15 protein-coding genes and 2 tRNA genes are annotated in these 17,352 nt (G+C 68.8%); 13 read left to right on the plus strand and 4 right to left on the minus strand.

All coding sequences use genetic code 11. The features are described 5' to 3' along the window. Positions 1–25 precede the first annotated feature (25 nt). From ACFQRF_RS03875 to ACFQRF_RS03885, 3 genes are all read left to right on the plus strand, one after another. On the plus strand, positions 26–595 hold the full coding sequence (locus ACFQRF_RS03875; protein WP_379868832.1) for a TetR/AcrR family transcriptional regulator: 570 nt from the start codon (positions 26–28) through the stop codon (positions 593–595). A gap of 295 nt (positions 596–890) precedes the next feature. Further along, entirely contained in the window at positions 891–1,871 is a 981-nt protein-coding gene (locus ACFQRF_RS03880; protein WP_379868834.1) for an aldo/keto reductase, read from the plus strand. A gap of 719 nt (positions 1,872–2,590) precedes the next feature. Then, positions 2,591–3,814: a styrene monooxygenase/indole monooxygenase family protein gene (locus ACFQRF_RS03885; RefSeq protein WP_379868835.1), complete on the plus strand. Its 1,224-nt coding sequence runs from the start codon at positions 2,591–2,593 to the stop codon at positions 3,812–3,814. 244 nt (positions 3,815–4,058) lie between these two features. On the opposite strand, the gene guaD is transcribed toward ACFQRF_RS03885, so the two are convergent. The 3 genes from guaD to ACFQRF_RS03900 all read right to left on the minus strand — a co-directional run bounded on the left by guaD (position 4,059) and on the right by ACFQRF_RS03900 (position 7,992). Next, entirely contained in the window at positions 4,059–6,389 is a 2,331-nt protein-coding gene (gene guaD / locus ACFQRF_RS03890; RefSeq protein ID WP_379868837.1) for a guanine deaminase, read from the minus strand. 564 nt (positions 6,390–6,953) lie between these two features. Further along, a tRNA-Ser gene (locus ACFQRF_RS03895) sits at positions 6,954–7,044 on the minus strand. Between the two features lie 528 nt (positions 7,045–7,572). Next, positions 7,573–7,992, minus strand: a complete 420-nt coding sequence (locus tag ACFQRF_RS03900; protein WP_379868839.1) for an ATP-binding protein — start codon at positions 7,990–7,992, stop codon at positions 7,573–7,575. Positions 7,993–8,159: 167 nt separating this feature from the next. Here ACFQRF_RS03900 and ACFQRF_RS03905 point away from each other — a divergent pair, with 167 nt between their 5' ends. The 8 genes from ACFQRF_RS03905 (at position 8,160) to ACFQRF_RS03940 (ending at position 15,279) form a co-directional block, all read left to right on the plus strand. Beyond that, complete coding sequence (locus ACFQRF_RS03905) at positions 8,160–8,471, plus strand: putative quinol monooxygenase (protein WP_379868840.1); 312 nt, start codon at positions 8,160–8,162, stop codon at positions 8,469–8,471. Further along, complete coding sequence (locus ACFQRF_RS03910; protein WP_379868842.1) at positions 8,464–9,666, plus strand: helix-turn-helix domain-containing protein; 1,203 nt, start codon at positions 8,464–8,466, stop codon at positions 9,664–9,666. Before ACFQRF_RS03905 ends, ACFQRF_RS03910 begins: the two co-directional genes overlap by 8 nt. Positions 9,667–9,811: 145 nt before the next feature. Continuing rightward, on the plus strand, positions 9,812–10,219 hold the full coding sequence (locus ACFQRF_RS03915) for a plasmid replication, integration and excision activator (protein WP_379868844.1): 408 nt from the start codon (positions 9,812–9,814) through the stop codon (positions 10,217–10,219). A 132-nt stretch (positions 10,220–10,351) separates the two neighbouring features. Next, entirely contained in the window at positions 10,352–10,600 is a 249-nt protein-coding gene (locus ACFQRF_RS03920) for a hypothetical protein (protein WP_379868845.1), read from the plus strand. Beyond that, the gene (locus ACFQRF_RS03925; RefSeq protein ID WP_379868847.1) at positions 10,600–12,012 is read left to right on the plus strand and encodes an FtsK/SpoIIIE domain-containing protein; all 1,413 of its coding nucleotides are present in this window, start codon (positions 10,600–10,602) and stop codon (positions 12,010–12,012) included. The genes ACFQRF_RS03920 and ACFQRF_RS03925 overlap by 1 nt, the downstream gene beginning before the upstream one ends. Beyond that, entirely contained in the window at positions 12,012–13,685 is a 1,674-nt protein-coding gene (locus tag ACFQRF_RS03930) for a replication initiator (protein ID WP_379868848.1), read from the plus strand. Before ACFQRF_RS03925 ends, ACFQRF_RS03930 begins: the two co-directional genes overlap by 1 nt. Next, on the plus strand, positions 13,682–13,897 hold the full coding sequence (locus ACFQRF_RS03935; RefSeq protein ID WP_379868850.1) for a helix-turn-helix transcriptional regulator: 216 nt from the start codon (positions 13,682–13,684) through the stop codon (positions 13,895–13,897). The genes ACFQRF_RS03930 and ACFQRF_RS03935 overlap by 4 nt, the downstream gene beginning before the upstream one ends. Beyond that, a complete protein-coding gene (locus tag ACFQRF_RS03940; protein ID WP_379868852.1) occupies positions 13,894–15,279 on the plus strand; it encodes a tyrosine-type recombinase/integrase in 1,386 nt (461 codons plus the stop codon). The genes ACFQRF_RS03935 and ACFQRF_RS03940 overlap by 4 nt, the downstream gene beginning before the upstream one ends. Positions 15,280–15,470: 191 nt before the next feature. On the opposite strand, the gene ACFQRF_RS03945 is transcribed toward ACFQRF_RS03940, so the two are convergent. Continuing rightward, positions 15,471–15,542 (minus strand) — tRNA-Arg (locus tag ACFQRF_RS03945). Between the two features lie 106 nt (positions 15,543–15,648). Between ACFQRF_RS03945 and ACFQRF_RS03950 the strand changes: the two genes are divergently transcribed. Then, the gene (locus tag ACFQRF_RS03950; protein WP_379868854.1) at positions 15,649–16,032 is read left to right on the plus strand and encodes a response regulator transcription factor; all 384 of its coding nucleotides are present in this window, start codon (positions 15,649–15,651) and stop codon (positions 16,030–16,032) included. Further along, positions 16,029–17,318 carry a DALR anticodon-binding domain-containing protein gene (locus ACFQRF_RS03955; protein ID WP_379868856.1) on the plus strand — a complete coding sequence of 430 codons (1,290 nt, stop codon included), beginning with the start codon at positions 16,029–16,031 and terminating at the stop codon, positions 17,316–17,318. The genes ACFQRF_RS03950 and ACFQRF_RS03955 overlap by 4 nt, the downstream gene beginning before the upstream one ends. Positions 17,319–17,352 lie beyond the last annotated feature (34 nt).

Here is a 17,352-nt window from a genome sequence, read left to right on the forward strand (position 1 = left end):
CGGCGCATCGCGCTACCGTAGCTCCATGAACACCGCCGCCCCGACCGGCACCCGCGCGCGCACCCGGCGGGCGATCCTCGACGCGGCCGTGTCCGTGCTCGCCAGGAACATCGCCGCGTCCCTCGCCGACATCGCGGCCGCGGCCGGAGTGGGGCGGACGACCATCCACCGCTACTTCCCCGAGCGCTCCGACCTGCTCGCCGCCCTCGGCACGCACGTCATGGAACAGGTCCGCCAGGCGACCGAACGCGCCCGCCTGGACGACGGCACGGCCGCCGAAGCCCTGGAACGCCTCTGCCAGGAGTACTTCGAGATCGGCGACGGCCTGCTGCTCACCTTCGACAACCCGGACGTGGCCAACTGGGCGGACTGGGAGGACGACCCGGAGACCGACCAGAGCATGACCCGGCTGGTCGAGCGGGGGCACGCCGACGGCACCATCGACCCGCACATGCCGGCGCAATGGGTGATGGGGCTGCTGTGGGCCCTCCTGTACGCGGCGTGGCACCACGTGCGCGAGGACGGCGCCACCCGGCACGGCGCGGTGGACCTGTGCCTGCGCACCCTGCGGCGGTCGATCCGGCCCGGCGACTGAGACCGGGCGCGCGTCGCGCGGGCGGCGGTGAGCGGCCGGTCGGCGCCGCCCACCATCCGGGCTCCCCGAGGCGGCGGCCGGGCCCCTGACCGCCGTTCCTGGGTGTGACAGGGCTCCGCACCGCTCTTCTCCCGGGGTGCGCGGCGCGGCCAGACTCGGGGGCGGAGCCGTGAACGGCACGGCACCGGCGCCGCGCCGTGGCCATGCCCGCCCGCGTGGGGCGCGGCCGTCCTCTGCCGGGCCGTCGCGCCGGACGGACCGAGCCGTCGGCGCCGGCACAGAGAGGAGACAGGCGATGGAGTACACCCGTCTGGGGACGTCCGGTCTGAAGATCAGCCGGATCGCGCTGGGCTGCATGAGCTTCGGGGCCCCGTCCGACCTGACGTCCTGGACGCTCGGCGAGGAGGCGGCCGAACCGCTCTTCCGGCAGGCGGTCGACCTCGGCATCACCTTCTGGGACACCTCCAACAGCTACGGGCTGGGCACCTCGGAGGAGATCACCGGACGCGCGATCCGCAGGTACACCCGCCGCGAGGACGTCGTCCTGGCGACCAAGCTGTTCTTTCCGATGGGCGCGGGGCCCGGCGGCTCCGGGCTGTCGCGCAGGGCCGTCATGGAGCAGATCGACGCCTCGCTGCAACGGCTGGACACCGACTACGTCGACCTCTACCAGATCCACCGGTTCGACCCGGAGACGCCGGTGGAGGAGACCATGGAGGCGCTGCACGACGTGGTCAAGGCCGGCAAGGCCCGCTACATCGGTGCGTCGTCGATGTGGGCGTGGCAGTTCGCCAAGATGCAGCACGCCGCGGAGGCGAACGGCTGGACCCGGTTCGTGTCCATGCAGGACCAGTACAGCCTGGTCCACCGTGAGGAGGAGCGGGAGATGTTCGGCCTGCTCGCCGACCAGGGCGTGGGGTCCATCCCCTGGAGCCCGCTCGCCGCGGGCCTCGTGGCGCGGCCGTGGGGCGAGCGCGGCACGAGCCGCGCCCAGGTGAATCCGGCGACCGACCGGAAGGGCCGGCCGCTCTTCCTCGACAGCGACAAGGCCATCGTGGACGCGGTCCAGCGGATCGCCGCGGAACGCGGCGTGCCGATGGCGGCGGTCGCCATGGCCTGGGTGCTGAAGAACCCCGTGGTCTCGGCGCCGATCGTGGGCGCCACCAGGCCGCAGCACCTCGCCGACGCCGTCGCCGCGCTCGACGTCGAGTTGACGGACGACGAGGTCCGTTCCCTGGAGGAGCCCTACGTGCCGCGGCTGCCCACGTACTTCTGACTCCTGCTCCGCCACCCCGAGGGGCCGGCGGCCGGCACGTCCGGCCGCCGGCCCCTCGCGCCGTCCCGGCCGGACCGTTTCCGGTGGCCCGGCCCATTGCGGCGCGCCCCGCGGGGAAAGTAAGGAAATGGCGCCGCCCGGCGATCTCGCACCACGATTTCACAGGTGCGGCGGACCGTCCGCGTCCCGGCGGAACCGCGAGGGGAGGGAGCGGCCTGCCTTCCGTTCCGGGGTGCCACGGTACCGGCTGAGCTGGGAATATCCCGGAAATACGGAGCCGCGCGGCCGGGCGCGACCGTGGGCGTCCGGGGCCCGTTCCGGAGGGGGAGTGGGTGATGTTTCGCGTATCGCAGCGCACCATTATCAACTTCCGTTGCGAAACGTTCATAAAGCAGCATCCATCGATTGCTAGGTGGAATGTGACATTTCATCTATAGTGGCTCGCGAGATTCGGGTGCTGCGCGAAAGCGGGATTAAGTGTCCGTTACTGGTTCCCAGGGAGCCCGGGTTTTCCCGGTGCCGGCCGGGAGGGCTTCGACGCCCCCGCCCCTGCGAACAACGGAACGCCGCGCACGGTCACCGCGACCGCATCGATCGCCCCAGGCCGCGCCCGCGGACGGCGCTCGCGTGACCTGGCCGCCACCCTCCCCGTCGCACCGTCCCCTGCCTGGGCCGCGGGGCCCCGCCCCCGTACCTGACCGAACCCAGAAAGCGATCCCATGCGAAGAATCCTGGTTGTCGGCGCCGGCCAGTCCGGCCTGTACCTCGCCCACGGCCTCCTGGCGCTCGGCTACGACGTCACGCTGCTGACCGCGCGCACGTCCAGCGAGATCCGGTACGGCAAGGTCGCCGTGACCCAGCTGACCTTCCCCACCGCGCTCTCCCACGAGCGCGCGCTCAACCTGGACTTCTGGAAGGGACGGGCGCCCTCGATCGACGGGATGATCGTGGAGGCGGGGCCGCGCGGCGCCGGCCGCTTCTCCTTCGCCGGCGCGTTCCACAGCAGCGGCGTCTCCATGGACCGGCGCGTGAAGATGGCGGACTGGCTGGAGGCGTTCGAGGACCGCGGCGGCAAGGTCGTCGTGCACGGGGTGACGGTCACCGACCTGGACTACCTGGCCGGGATGTTCGACCTCACCATCGTGGCCACCGGGCACGGCGAACTCGGCCAGATCTTCGACATCGACCGCACCCGCTCCCGGCGCGGCCGGCCCCGGGTCGCCGTGGACGCGTTCGTGTACGGGGTGGAGGAGCACCGGGAGAACACCCTCGACATGGGCTTCTACGCGTTCGGCTCCATGTTCGTCGTCCCCTCCTACACCCCCTACGGCCCCGGCCACTCACTCGCCCTGTTCGGCAAGCCCGGCAGCCCCCTCGACCTCTCGGGCGAGCGGCTGAACCCGGTGCAGCTGCACGCGCGGGTCCTGGACCTGTTCTACCTGCACGCCCCGCACCTGTACGAGCAGGTCCGCCGCAGCGAACTGGTCGACGGCCAGAGCGTCGGAATCGAGTACGCCGACACCTACGTCCGCGACCCCGTCGGGGTCCTGCCCTCCGGGCGGACCGTACTGGGCATGGCCGACAGCGTCCTGTCCGTCACCCCCATCGCGCTCCAGGGCTGGAACAACTCCACGATGTGCGCCCGGACCTACCTGGAACGCATCGTCGCCCACGGCGACGCCCCGTTCGACACCGCGTTCATGCGGGACACCTTCGACGAGTACTGGGCGTTCGGCCAGCAGGCCATCCTGATAGCCGACCACATCGGAGGCGTCATCGAAGGCGAGGCGCCGCCACACGTGGCGGAGATCCTCACCGAGTGCGCGAGGAACCAGACCGTCGCCGACGACATCCTCTCCGCCCTCGACGACCCGCCACTGCTCGCCCGGATGCTGGCGACCCCCGACTACCTGGAGGGGGTGCGCGCGGGCACGGGCGTCTGAGGCGGCACGGTGACGCAGGATGGGTGGGTCGGGCGTGTTGGGAGCAACGCCGTTCCCGGCACCGGCCGTCCGCAGGACCGCCCGGATCGGCGCGCGGCCGACGGCGGGCCGCGCTACGGGGCCGCCGGTGCAGCGTTCTGCCCCGGCCGGGACCGTGCGCCGGGCCCCGTCCTTCACGGTGCGGCTCCCGGGCCCGTGCGAGCCACGGACCCGGGAGCCTCGGCCTTCCGTACCCGGCCGGGATTCACTCCGTGAAGTAGGCGGTGTACAGCTGTCCGTGATAGGCCGTCAAACCGGTTCCGGAGAATGAGACGGCATTGATCCGGGTAATGGGGCGCGGGTCGGTCCATTCCGCTACATCGGCGCCTTGCTGTGCCCACCAGATGTTCTTGTGCTTCTTACCGGACTCCCACCAGGAGCCGATCGCATAGAGGAGTCCGTTGTAATGAGCGATCTTCGGCTGGTCGGTCCCGGCCGTTCCGGGCAATTTCCTGTGGGGCCACCACTCGGTGTCCGGAAAGCGAGCCGTCCACATGATGTCGGAGTCGGGGCCTGGGGAGTACACGACGTAGAGCCGCCCCGCATAGGCGGCGATACTCGGCCAACCGCCCTTCACAATGTCGCCGTTCCCGTTCTTCCAGGGCACCCACCCCGTCCACGAGGCCGTTTTCGAGTGGTAGGTGTTCCAATGCAGGCGCCGATCGCCGTCGACGGCCAGCACGTGAAGGTGGTCGCCGTACGCGGTGACCGCCGGAGGCTGCTGGGATGAGAGCCCGGGGATCGCGGTTCCCGGGCTCCAGGGCCGGCTCGGATCGTCATTTCGGGTCCGCCACCAGATCTTCCCGTCCATGGAGTAGAAGCAGTAGAGCAGGTCGTGATAGGGAGCGATCGCGACACCGGCGTATGACCGCACCCCCAGACTCCTGGGCTCGCTCCAGCTGCCCGGTCGATCGTCCTTCTGGGTGAAGACCGTCCAGTGCAGCATGTCGGTCGGGTCGTTGTAGACGCAGTGCAGCCCTCCGGCATAGGCCTCGATCGCGGGAACCCGCCACCCCCTCATGGGCGTGACCTGATCGGGAAGCCAGGAACCGGACTTCCAGTCGTACCTGCTCCAGGCGAAGGGGAAGTTCCGCCGATCCCGTTTCTTCCCACCGTCCTGTGCGCGCGCGTAGCGGCGGCGGCCGGCGACGTAGGTGGCCTCCACCGCGTCGGTGTCCCCGGCCAGCGCCAAGGCGAACAGCAGATCCTCGATGGAGCCGTCACCGGTCCGGCTCCGCTTCGTCAGGAGCGGTGTGGCATGGGGATCGAGCACCACGAAGTCGGCTTCATGGCCCGCTTCCAGCGAACCGATCTGGTGGTCCATGCGCAGCGCCTTGGCACTGCCGAGCGTGGCCAGGTAGAAGAGCCGGAGGGCATCGATCGGGTTGCCGTCCAAGGCGCCGACCTTGTACGCCTCGTTCATGGTGGTGAGCATCGACAGGCTCGTGCCGCCGCCGACGTCGGTGGCCAGTCCCACGGTGACCGGCCGGCTCGGGGTCTTGGCATCCCGGAGCCGGAACAGGCCGCTGCCGAGGAACAGGTTCGAGGTCGGGCAGTGGGCGATCGCGGCCCCGGTGCGATGGCAGGTGTCCAGCTCCGGCAAGGTCAAATGCACCCCGTGGGCGAGGACCATGCCCGGCTTGAGGAGTTCGTGGTTCTTGAAGACGTCGAGATACGTGCCGCATTCGGGGAACATCTTCCGGCCTTCGAAAACCTCATCGCTGTTCTCCGCGATGTGGGAATGCATGAGTACGGAAGGGTGTTCTTTCCAAAGCTTTCCCGCCGCCGCGAGCATCTCCCTCGAACACGCGAGCGGAAACCGCGGCATTATGGCGTAGACGTTGCGGGTGCCTGCCTTGTTGTGCCATCGCTCGATCAGTTCTCTGGTCTGGCTGATGGCCTCGCCGACGCTGCTGTCAAGAAGCCGAGGTGGCGCATTCCGGTCCATCAGCACCTTGCCGGCCGCCATGCGCATTCCGTACTTCGCCGCCTTTTCAAAGAGAATGTCGACGGAGTGCGCATACGTAGAGGTGAAGACCAGCGCCGTGGTGGTCCCGTTCCGCAACAGTTCCCGGCAGAAGAGTTCCGCGCCCTCTTCGGCGTATTTTCGGTCCGAGTACTTCATTTCTTCGGGATAGACGTACTTGTCAAGCCAGTGGATCAGCCGTTCGCCGTAGGAGGCGATCATCCCCACCTGTGTGTAGTGAACGTGCGAGTCGACGAACCCCGGAGTGATGACGTGATCGCGGTAGTGGACGACCGCGACGTCGGAGGGGACGCGGTCCGCACGGAACCGGCCCGAATAGACGATCTTGCCGTTCTCGCAGATCAGCAGGCCATCCTTCTCGTAGCGGATGGCTTCCGTAGGACCGCAGAGAAAGGGATCATCGCGGAACCACACGAGGCGCCCACGGACGGCGGTCACCGAATCGCGACGCCGTTCCTCCGGTGCATGGGAACGATGTACGTCACCCGCGGCCTCCGGCGCGATCGGCGCTTCGTCCGGTACCTGATTTCCCGACGCCTCCATGGTCATTCCTCCATGACTGCAGTGAAAACTCGTTCAGCGCTGCCACGTTCGCCGGCCGACCCGAAAAAGCCGTGGCAATGGGATGACCTGTATCCAGGATGATGTGCGAATAACCCGGCGCCGGTTGACTTCATCAAGTCTTTGGATTGCCGGAGATCCATGGCGGAGGCATTGGGTGGCGCTTTGCTCATGGCTTCCCGCCCAGGAAAGACCGGAAACTCAGCTACCGGGAGCGTCCGTAGCGAAAAGATCATCGACATGAGCACGATGTTCGCGGGCTCCAATGTCGCATGTGAACCCGAAAATGCCACCCCGCCTGGACGAGCCGGAGCGGGCCGAACAGTCCTCGCCTCCGTGCACGTCGGCGAGTTCCAGGAGCGGCGCCTGACCACGCCACCGAGTCCTGCCTCGGCGGCACTCGGCCAACGGACCGCCGAGCCACGCCGCACCTGTTCGGGGAATCCCGACACCGCGCCGCCTCCGGCGGTATCCGGTTCCTGCGACCGGACATGACGAAACCCGGCGCCGAACCATCAAGGCCGGTCGACCGGGTCTTCGCCGCTCAAACGATGGTGCCCCCTGCAGGATTCGAACCTGCGCACACGGCTCCGGAGGCCGGGTTCCGGGTCAGTGGGGGAGTGGCGTTGACCTGCAACGGAGCGTCGATTCCGTGTTCTGAGTGACGCCAGATTCCGCGTATATTCCGCCGACGTCGGGAAGGCGGACAGGGAGAGCGGAGGCGCGCTGTTGGCGCTTGCCTCAGACTGCGCCCCCAACAACCCCGGCGGCGAGCAACCACGGTATCGGGGCCGCGTGGGTTCCGGCGCGATCGGTCCGCGCCACGTACACGTCCGGTGTCGCGCCGGGTTCCGCGCGGCGTTGCGGGGGTCCATGGGGGCGGAAGCCCCCTGGTTCCACCAGTCCGCAACCAACAGCCGAGCACCAGCAGGGCGCCGCTCCGCGAACCCGGCCCCGTAGCGACGGCGCGCCCCCGAAGCGGGCCAGATGCGGACAGGCGGCGACCACCACCGCGCGCCCCGGCCGCCGGCCGCGCGCTCGGGACCGGGCGGCAGCCCGCAGCCCGAGCGGGCAGGCCGCACGGCCGGCGACGGCGCGGAAGCGCCGTCGCCCTTGATCCCATACAGCCCAATTCGGCAATCGTCACGCTGGGGGAGCGGCTGTCAGGGGATCAGAAACAGTCCAGCTCGAACCACACGGCTTGTTTGAGGAGCCCTTCGGTGACGCCCCAGCGACTCGCGATCAGGTCAACGAGGAACAGGCCGCGTCCGCCTTCTTCGTCCTCGGGGACGGCGAGCTTGAGAGTCGGGGTGTCTCCTCCCCCGGCGTCGTGAACAGAGATCCGCACGGTTCGGCGTGGCTCATGGAGGATGCCGACCAGGAATCCGACATGCCACTTGCCCGACGCCCCGTGCTTGATGGCGTTGGTCGCGACCTCGCTTGCTAGTAGAACGGCGTCTTCGACGCGAGAACACCCTTCCAAGCAGTAAGCGACAAATGACCGTACGTGTGCGATCTGGTTTCGATGCCCCGGAAACCATCGGTATTGCGCGGTAGCGGGTTGCTGTTCGCGGTTGGTGCTGATCGCCATCGCGGATTCACCTCGCGAGTTTGGCAACTCACAGACAGCTGAGCTGCGCCACTAGTACTATTAGTATCGTCAACGTACACTAAGTACGCGTGACTTCACATATGGATGGCGCACAATAAGTACTGATTGCAGAAACGGTCGACGATGTCAGGGAGTAAGGAGGGCTCATGTTTGGCCTGGTGGTGCGGTTCACGCTCAAGGATCCAGAGAGTGCCGGCGGCTTTGATGAGCTGGTGGGGCAGACGATCAGCAAGATCCGCGACAACGAACCGGCGACGCTGGTGTATGCCGTCCACCAGGTGGAGGGACAGCCGTTGCAGCGGATCTTCTACGAGCTGTACCGCGATCGTGCGGCGTTCGACTTCCACGAGGAACAGCCCTACATCAAGCGCTTCCTTGCCCAGCGTGAGGACTACCTGTCGTCCACCGTCGTGGACTTCCTGAACCTCCAGTCCGTCAAAGGGGTGGAGGGTGAGTGACTATCAGAAGGCACTTGGCCGCAAGATCGCCCAGAACCGCCGACGGCGGGGACTGTCTCAGCGAGAGTTCGCCCGACTGATCGACAGGTCTGAAGCGTGGGTCTCCCAAGTCGAGCGGGGCGTACGCAAGGTTGACCGGATGTCAGTGCTTGAGACACTGGCGGAGGTGCTGGACGTCCCGGTTGCGGACCTCGCCGCAGAAGCTCCCATCGTCGCTGCTGCCACTGAGGAGACGCCGGGGAACACACGCCTGCGGCTCGTCCTCAGTGGCGCACATGCCTTGAACGCGATGCTGAGCAAGCGACCTCCGGCTGACATCCAGGATCTCCGGGCGCGAAGTGAGGAAGCCTGGGCATTCACTCACGAGGGACGCTATCTGGATTTGACGGTGGTGCTGGAATCCTTGGTCCCTGACCTGGAAGCCGCCGCGCGTTCCGTCACGAACGGGGAGCGGGCGGAGGTGTTCCGCTTGCTAGCGGCCACATACCAAGCCTGTTCCTCCGCGCTGACGAAGATGGGGGAGTTCGAAGCGGCGTGGATCGCGGCCGATAGGGCGATCATGTCCGCCGAGCGCGCCGAAGATCCGCTTCTCATGGCAGCTGGTGAGTTCCGGCTGTGTTTGACCTTCCTCGGTGCCCGTCATCTCGATCAAGTCGAGATGACGGGTCGCACGGCGGCGGAAGCGCTGGCCCCTTTGGTCGCTCAAGGGCGCCCTGAGGCGCTGTCGGTGTTCGGCGCGCTCACGCTGCAACGAGCGATCGGTGCGGCTCGGCGCAATGATGCGGATGCGGCTTACCGGTACATCGCGGCAGCCAAGGAAGTGGCCGATCGGCTCGGCGAAGACCGCAACGACTTCGACACCGAGTTCGGACCGACGAACGTTGCGCTCCACGAGATCGCGGCTGCGGTGGAGCTTGGGGATGCGGGCGTCGCTCTCCGCGCTGCTGAGGGGGTGGACGCATCCAACCTGTCATCGGAACGCCAGGGGCGTTTCCAGATCGACGTTGCCCGGGCTCACCTGCAGCGACGCAACGCTGATCAGGCCATCGCCGCGCTGGAACGCGCGGAAGCGGTGACCCCGGAACAGACGCACGCGCATCCGCTGGTCCGTCAGGCCATCGCGGACCTGCTGACCATCCAAGATCCCCCGGGACCTGCACTTTTGGGACTGGCTCGCCGGGCGGGCGCACTCTGAGTGCCACCTAGTACTTGATCTACTAGACAAAACAAAAAGTACGGGTTAGCGTGTGAGTCATCACCGCTCACCTTCCGTACGCGGAAGGGGCGATGACTCACACGCTTTTGTGTGCCTGCGTCAAACGATCAAGTGAGGTGCTGACATGGCGATTCAGGGTGCTCTTCCGGTGGAGTTCGGTGTCGTGTTCCCGCACGGGGCCTACGCCCTCGGGGTGGAGGCGATCACGAACTTCGAGACGAAGCGTCCCGAGGTGGACAAGGACACGGGTCTGCCCATGTGGGCGGTGGACGTGATCGACGCCGACCCCGAAGCGCGGGGCAAGGCCAAGTCGGTGAAGGTGAAGATCGCCGCTGAGGTGTGCCCGACGCTGCCCGATGAGGCGCCCGGTCTGCCGTTCCGCCCGGTGGAGTTCGAGGGCATGGCCGTGCGGCCCTACATCGAAGAAGTGGGGCGTGGCCGGAACCGGATCGCGTACTCCCTGCGGGCGCGTGGGGTGAAGGCCCCCGGCGCCGCTGGGCGCCGCTCCACCTCGGCTAAGGACGCTGCCTGACCAAACGAAGTGGGGCGGCTGGTGCTCCAACATCAGCCGCCCCCTTGGGGCCACCGGATGCGCCAACATCCCCGGCCCGCCGACTCTCCCCGTTTCCGCCTGCCAGCGAAGAACAGAAGAGGTCTGTTGATTATGTCCGAACACCGTCCGCGCGTCACGATCCGCGAGATCCGGGACCTGCTGCGCATGGTCCGTGACCGACACAACGCCACGAAACCGCTGTCCCCGGCTGAGGAAGTCGCGCTCCTGCGGCGTAAGGCCGACGTGCTGTCCCGGATCGCGGCCGACTCCGATGACCCGGCCGCGCACCGGGTCGCCCGGGAAGCCTGCGCCGAGCTCGGTGCTGCTCTGAAGCGTCACCTGTCGGGGGGTGTGGCCTGATGATCCGCGACAACAAGCCCGGCACGTCCCAGGTTCAGCAACCGACCGCCCCCGTTCCGGCGCAGACGTTCCGGTTCTCCACCCCGGTCGTCCCGACCCCGGCCGTGTTCGTGATCGGCGGGTGGATCGCCCGGTTCGTTGGGTTCCTGGTCCGGTTGCCGTTCCGCTTCCCGGTCCTCGTCGCCTCCCTCGCGGGATCTGCTGCTGTCGCGTACTGGTTCGGGTGGGGGCCGCTCGTCGTGGTCCTGGTGCTCGCGGGTGCGAGTCTTGCGGGCTGGTGGTGGCGCTGGCGTACCTCGTTCCGCCGGCTGGTGGGGTTGCGGGTGTTGGGGGCGTGGCGGTGGGTGTGGGTCTACCACCGCCACTGGCAACCCGTCCTCGTCGTCGCCGGACTCGCTGAGTCCTACCTTGAGCGCCAGTACCTCCCGAGGATCCGCCGGGTGACGTGCTCGGACTGGTCGGACCGCGTCCGCGTGAAGCTGGTGGCCGGCACGTCTCCGGCCGACTTCGAAGAACGCGTTGTCGAGCTGGCGCACGGCTTCGGCGCCCCGTCGTGCCGGGTCACCGTGCGGGGGCCGCGCGACATCGTCCTGGAGTTTCCGCGCCGGGACATGCTCGCCGACACGATCGGCGCAATGCCCGTCCCGGCTGACGTGGACTTGAAGGCGCTGCCGATGGGGACCTGTGAGGACGGTTCCCCGTGGCTGCTCCGCCTGCACGGAACCCACGTCCTCACGGTCGGCGTGACGGGGGCCGGTAAGGGCTCGGTGATCTGGTCGGCCGTGCGGGCGATGATGCCTGCGATCGAGGCGGGGACGGTGCGGGTGTGGGCGGTCGATCCGAAGCGGATGGAGTTGTCCTACGGCCGCACTCTGTTCGCGCGCTACGCCGATGACGGGGAAGCCGCCGTTGAACTCCTTGAGAGAGCGGTGGCCGCGATGCAGGACCGGGCGGCGCGCTATGCCGGCAAGCAGCGCGCTCACATCCCGACCGTGGATGACCCGTTCCTCGTGATCGTGGTCGATGAGGTCGCCTTCCTGACCGCCTACCACCCTGACCGCGACGTCAGGCGACGGGCGGAGAACGCGCTTGCCACCCTCACCTCGCAGGGGCGTTCGGTCGGCGTCGCCGTTCTCGCCGCTCTTCAAGACCCGCGCAAAGAGGTCCTCAACCTCCGGAACCTGTTCCCCGACAAGATCGCCCTCCGACTGGATGAAGCCTCGCAGGTGGACATGGTGCTCGGCGAGGGTGCCCGGGACCGTGGGGCGAACGCGCACCTGATCGACCCCGACCTTCCCGGCGTCGCCTTCGTCCGCTTGGAGGGCTCGTCCATCCCCGTCCGTGTCCGGGCGGCGTACGTCTCCGATGAGGACATCACCGCCATGGCCACCGACATGGAAGGGGTGGCCTGATGCCCACCCCGACCGGCAAGACCACACGGGCTGAGCGGATGGCCCAGCCACTCGCGCGTGAGGTGGCGGAGCGGATCGCGGCTGATAAGGGCGTGTGCATCCAGCCCGTGGCCCTGCGCCGCACCGACCTCGCCACCGGCAAGACCGAGATCATCGACGTGCCGTGCGGGTCCACTCTGGAGTCGCGCTGCCCGGCGTGCGCGAAGCGCAAGCGGTCGCTGCGCCGGACCCAGTGTGAGGAGGGCTGGCACCTCACCGAGGAACCGACCGTGACGCCGAACCCGCCAACGGACCAGCAGACATGGTGGGTGGAGTGGCGGGCTCGGGTCACCGCTGAACGTGACGCCCTGGCCGCTTCCGGCACCGCTGACGCCGATGACCTGGCGGCGCTGGATGAGGTGATCACGGAGCTGGATGAGGAGATCACCGCGTCCGGGCTGCGGGGCAAGGTCGCACCGCCCCCAGACCAGCAGCGGGCACGCCGTGTTCGCTCCACTCGGCGCCGTCAGGACGCCCCGGACCTCCCCCGCCGGCCGATGACCCGCCGAACGGTCGGCCAGACCTTCGAAGACCCCGCGTCGGGCAAGGTGTTCCGCCCATCGCTGTTCGTCACGCTCACCTGCGACACCTACGGCCGCGTCCGCTCCGACGGCACACCGGTGGACCCGGCCACGTATGACTACCGGCGGGCCGCGCGGGACGCGCTGCACTTCTCCAAGCTGATCGACCGGTTCGTTCAGAACCTCCGCCGCGTGGCCGGGTTCGACGTCCAGTACTTCGCCACGGTGGAGCCGCAACGCCGGTTGGCGCCGCATCTGCACATGGCCACCCGGGGCACCATCCCCCGCGCGGAGCTACGGCAGATCGCCGCCGCCACCTACCACCAGGTCTGGTGGCCCCCAGCGGACACCGTCCGCTACGACGGCGCCAACCTCCCCGTCTGGGACGAAGGCACGGGGAACTACGTCGATCCGGCCACGGGTGAGCTGCTGCCGACCTGGGATGAGGCCCTGGACGTCCTCGACGCTGACCCTGAGGCCGAACCCATGCACGTGGTTCGCTTCGGCCCCCAGATCGACGCCAAAGGCGTTCTGGCAGGTTCCCCGGACGCTGAGCGGTGCGTCCGGTATCTGGCGAAGTACCTGACCAAGGACATCGCCGAATGCCACACCGTCGAAACGGACGCGCAGCAGCGGCACGTGGACCGCCTCGTGGAAGCCCTGCGGTTCGAACCGTGCTCGCCCCGGTGCGCGAACTGGCTGCGCTACGGGATCCAGCCTCAGGACGCCAAAGGCGGGATGCGGCCTGGTTTCTGCCGTTCGAAGGCGCACAAGCGTGAGCACCTGGGCTATGCCGGCCGCCGCGTCCTGGTCTCCCGCAAGTGGTCCGGCAAGACCCTGGCCGACCACAAGGCCGACCGCCTCGCCTGGGTCCTCGAACAGCTCGGCATCGACCCGTCCCGTGACGAGGACCAGGGCGCGAACGGCTCCGCCTGGCCGGTCCCGGTTTCTTCCGGCAACCACGCCTGGGAACTCGCCCGACCCACCGACCCCGACGTGGCGCCCCGAGAACACCGCCTCCTGCGCGCGGTCGGCGAAGCGCTGAAACGCCGCGCCCAACTCGACCACGCACGCCACACCAATCATTCGGCAACCGAGGAAAGGGCGGCATGAACAGCGCTACCGTCCCCCTGCGTGAGCACGACCGATTGATGACCGTCCCCGAAGTTCTGGACGAGCTCGGAGGGGTCTCCCGGCGGACCTTCTACCGTTGGCGCGAGATCGGGCATGCCCCGGAGAGTGTCAAGCTGCCCAATGGCGAACTTCGCATCTGGCGAAGCGACTTCGAGGCGTGGTTGGAGAGCCTTCGGGAGCGTGCCGCGTGAAGTCCTACGATGTCCGGTTCTGGTCGATCAAGACCAACCGCAAGACTGACGCGAAGTCGGGCAAGAAGCGGATCGTCTCGCATACCGTCCGCTGGGTCGTGGCCGGACGTGAGAAATCCAGCACCTACCAGAACAAGTCGGCGGCTGAGAACTTCCTCTCCGATCTTCGTCAGGCTGCCAGGAAGGGCGAGCCGTTCGACCTGGACACGGGTCTGCCTGACTCGTTGGCGCTTGAGAAGAAGAAGGTGACCTGGTTCGAGCATGCTATCGCGTACGTGGATCACCAGTGGTCAGGTGTTTCGGCGAAGGAGCGGGTCTCCCTCTACGAGGGCCTGACAGCAGTGACCGTGGTCCTCGTGTTGTCCAAGCGGGGGGCTCCTGCCCCTGACGTTCTCCGGCGGGCGCTGCGGTGCTGGGCCTTCAACGTCCCTCGGCGCGACGAGAGCAAGCCTCCCGAGATCGAGGCGGCCCTTCGATGGCTCGAGCGGAACTCGGTTCCCATCATGGCGCTCGAAGAGGTCCGGACGGTTTCCAAAGCGCTGGAGGCATGTTCCCGGAGACTTGATGGGAAGCCCGCGGCCCCGGAGTACTACCGGCGTCGTCGGCGGGTTTTCTCCGGTGCCCTGAAGCACGCGGTTCGGCTGGGGCGGCTGCGGGCGAACCCGCTTGATGACAAGAACGCCGACGACTGGAAACCGCCGGCAGTCGTGAAGACGCTGGACCGGCGGCGCGTGGCCAACCCCAAGCAGATGAAGGCGCTCCTCGACGCCATTCGACGTATCGGCAAGACCCAGGGGCCACGACTGGTCGCGCTGTACGGGTGCATGTACTACGGGATGCTTCGGCCGCAGGAAGCCATCTCGCTGGAAGCGAAGTCCTGCGAGTTGCCCGCTGATGGGTGGGGCGTGCTGGACTTTGAGACGGCGTATTCTGCGGCTGGCCGGGCCTGGACCGACGACGGCGAGGTTCACGAGCGACGGGGGCTCAAGGGGCGAGCGCCCAACACGCGCCGACGAGTTCCGATTCCTCCTGAGCTGGTGACGCTGCTGCGGGAGCACATCGACACCTACGGCACCGACGAGGAAGGCCGGCTCTTCCGCACCTACCGGGGCGCCAAGTACCACCCATCGACGCTGTGGCGGGTCCTGCAGGACGCTCGCGTGAAGGCGTTCAGCAAGTCTCAGGTGGAATCACCCTTAGCGTCGACACCGTATGACTTCCGGCACGCAGGGGTGTCACTGCGGCTGAACGCCGGGACGCCTCCGGCGCTGGTTGCGGAGTGGGCGGGGCACTCGGTGGAGGTGCTGTACCGGGTCTACGCCCACTGCCTGGACGGCGACGATGATCGCTGGTTCGGGCGGATAGATGACGAACTGGATTAGCGCGGAACCCCGGCCTACGGTCGGGGTTTTTCGCTGCCTGACCTCAGCGGATGGGCTCTGGAACCATTCCGCGCATATTCCGGGAACGCTGGCAACGGGCGGCTTCCGGCGGCATACGGCTGCCTACATGACGAAACCCGGCACCAAGCCATCATGCCTGGTCAGCCGGGCTTTCGCTGCTCCTCGTGGGGTGCCCCCTGCAGGATTCGAACCTGCGCACACGGCTCCGGAGGCCGTTGCTCTATCCCCTGAGCTAAGGGGGCGCTTTGCGTGAACAACTCTAGCAGGGGTGGCGGGTGCCTTGCGCAGTCGTGGCCGGAGTGCGCATATCGCAGCGGGCGGCGGGGGTGGGGCGCTAGTCTCGCGGCCGTGGGTGATGCGCTGGGTCGGGTTCTGGTGGTCGACGACGATGAGGTGATTCGTCAGTTGATCGCCGTCAACCTGCAGTTGGAGGGCTTCGAGGTCCATACCGCGGTCGACGGGCAGGACTGCCTGGACCGGGTGGGGGCGGTCGGGCCGGACGTCATCACGTTGGATGTCATGATGCCCCGGCTGGACGGCTGGGTCACCGCGTTGCGGCTTCGGGAAGGGGACGGCCGGGGTGCCAAGGTCGTGCTGATCACCGCCCGCGCGCAGGAGGACGATCTGCGGCGTGGCCGGGAGATCGGAGTGGACGCCTACCTCACCAAGCCGTTCGACCCGTCCGAGCTGATCCGGATCGTGCGGGATCTCGCCGGAGTCGGGCCGGGGTGATCGTGGACGCGCTCGCCGGTCTCTGGCGGGAGGAGGGGGCCACTCCGCTCGGGGTCGACGCGTTGCTGCGGTCCGCCGCGGCGGGCGCCGCCGGTCTGGCGCCCGAAGCGGTGCCGGGCGCCGAGCCGTACCGGGTGCCCGCGGGCCGACCCGGGGACTACGCCACGGCGCTCGCCCAGCGGCTCGCGCGGAGGGCCGGGGGCGACCCACGGACGCTCGCCGCCGGTATCGCGGCCGAGGCGCGCCGTCGGCCGGACGTGCTGGACGCGCGGGTCGAGGGGAACGGGTTCGTCAACCTCACCGTCACCGGCACCGCCCGCGCGCGGTCCGTTCGGGCGGCCGTCCGTGGCCTGCCCTACCTGCGGGGACCCGCCACCCTCCGCACCGCGGCCCCGGCTCCTCCGGCCGCCGGAGCGGCGGCCGCCGACGACGGCATCGCGCTGTCCGACCTGTCCGCCGCCGCCGACCTCCCCGCCGCCCGGCGGCTGGCCCGGGACGACGCGCGGCGCCGCATCGCCCTGGCGCTGACCGGGCACCCGGGCGTGGGGCTGGACGCCGCGGCGGTCTGGCCGGTGCGCGCCCACCTGGACCCCGGCACCGGTGACGTCACCTGGCGGGACCCGCCGCCGGACACCGCCGCGGCCGTGGGCGGTGATGCCGCGTCCGCCGCCGAGCCCGCCCGGCTGCTCGCCGTGATCGGGGAGGCCACCGCCCGGATCGCGTTCTGCCGGTCGGCCGCCGAGCGGCCGCGCGCCGGCGAGCTCACCGGGCCCGGCCTGCCGGCGCTGCCCACCCCGGAGCACCCCGGTGCCTGGGCCCGCCAGACCGACGCCAACCCCGCCTTCGGCATCCGCTACGCCCACGCGCACGCCGTCCGCAGCCGCGAATGGATCGCCGACGCCGCTCGCGCCGCCGGTGCCGAGCCGCCCCCCGGTGCCCCGTTCGCCGCATTCGACGCTCCCGCCGCCGTGGCCGTTCTCACAGCGCCGCCCGCCGCAGCCCTCCTCGGGGCGCTGTTCGACGGCCCCGGGCACCTGGCCGGCGCGGGACGGCGGCGGGAACCGCATATTCTGGTGCGATACCTGGAGGGCCTCGCCGCTGCCTACCATGACTGGCGGGAGACCTGGGGGACGAGCACGGGAGAGCACGCCGGTACCACGGCCCACGACGCCGGGCGGTGCTGCCGGGACACCATCGCGGCGCGGTCCGCGCTGTGCGCCGCGGCGGCGGCCGTTCTCGCCGCCGGACTGTCCCTGCTCGGTGCGGCGGCGCCCACAAGGCTGTAGCCCGCACCGCCGCGCCCGCATCCCCGGGTACACA

Source organism: Marinactinospora rubrisoli (assembly GCF_042664915.1).
Taxonomy (GTDB): domain Bacteria; phylum Actinomycetota; class Actinomycetes; order Streptosporangiales; family Streptosporangiaceae; genus Marinitenerispora; species Marinitenerispora rubrisoli.

Excerpts from the sequence above, each read along its gene's own strand:
- ACFQRF_RS03920 (WP_379868845.1), top strand. The coding sequence starts at position 10,352 with ATGTCCGAACACCGTCCGCGCGTCACGATCCGCGAGATCCGGGACCTG.
- ACFQRF_RS03900 (WP_379868839.1), bottom strand. The coding sequence starts at position 7,992 with ATGGCGATCAGCACCAACCGCGAACAGCAACCCGCTACCGCGCAATAC.
- guaD (WP_379868837.1), bottom strand. The coding sequence starts at position 6,389 with ATGACCATGGAGGCGTCGGGAAATCAGGTACCGGACGAAGCGCCGATC.
- ACFQRF_RS03885 (WP_379868835.1), top strand. The coding sequence starts at position 2,591 with ATGCGAAGAATCCTGGTTGTCGGCGCCGGCCAGTCCGGCCTGTACCTC.
- ACFQRF_RS03905 (WP_379868840.1), top strand. The coding sequence starts at position 8,160 with ATGTTTGGCCTGGTGGTGCGGTTCACGCTCAAGGATCCAGAGAGTGCC.
- ACFQRF_RS03875 (WP_379868832.1), top strand. The coding sequence starts at position 26 with ATGAACACCGCCGCCCCGACCGGCACCCGCGCGCGCACCCGGCGGGCG.
- ACFQRF_RS03935 (WP_379868850.1), top strand. The coding sequence starts at position 13,682 with ATGAACAGCGCTACCGTCCCCCTGCGTGAGCACGACCGATTGATGACC.
- ACFQRF_RS03930 (WP_379868848.1), top strand. The coding sequence starts at position 12,012 with ATGCCCACCCCGACCGGCAAGACCACACGGGCTGAGCGGATGGCCCAG.
- ACFQRF_RS03915 (WP_379868844.1), top strand. The coding sequence starts at position 9,812 with ATGGCGATTCAGGGTGCTCTTCCGGTGGAGTTCGGTGTCGTGTTCCCG.
- ACFQRF_RS03925 (WP_379868847.1), top strand. The coding sequence starts at position 10,600 with ATGATCCGCGACAACAAGCCCGGCACGTCCCAGGTTCAGCAACCGACC.
- ACFQRF_RS03880 (WP_379868834.1), top strand. The coding sequence starts at position 891 with ATGGAGTACACCCGTCTGGGGACGTCCGGTCTGAAGATCAGCCGGATC.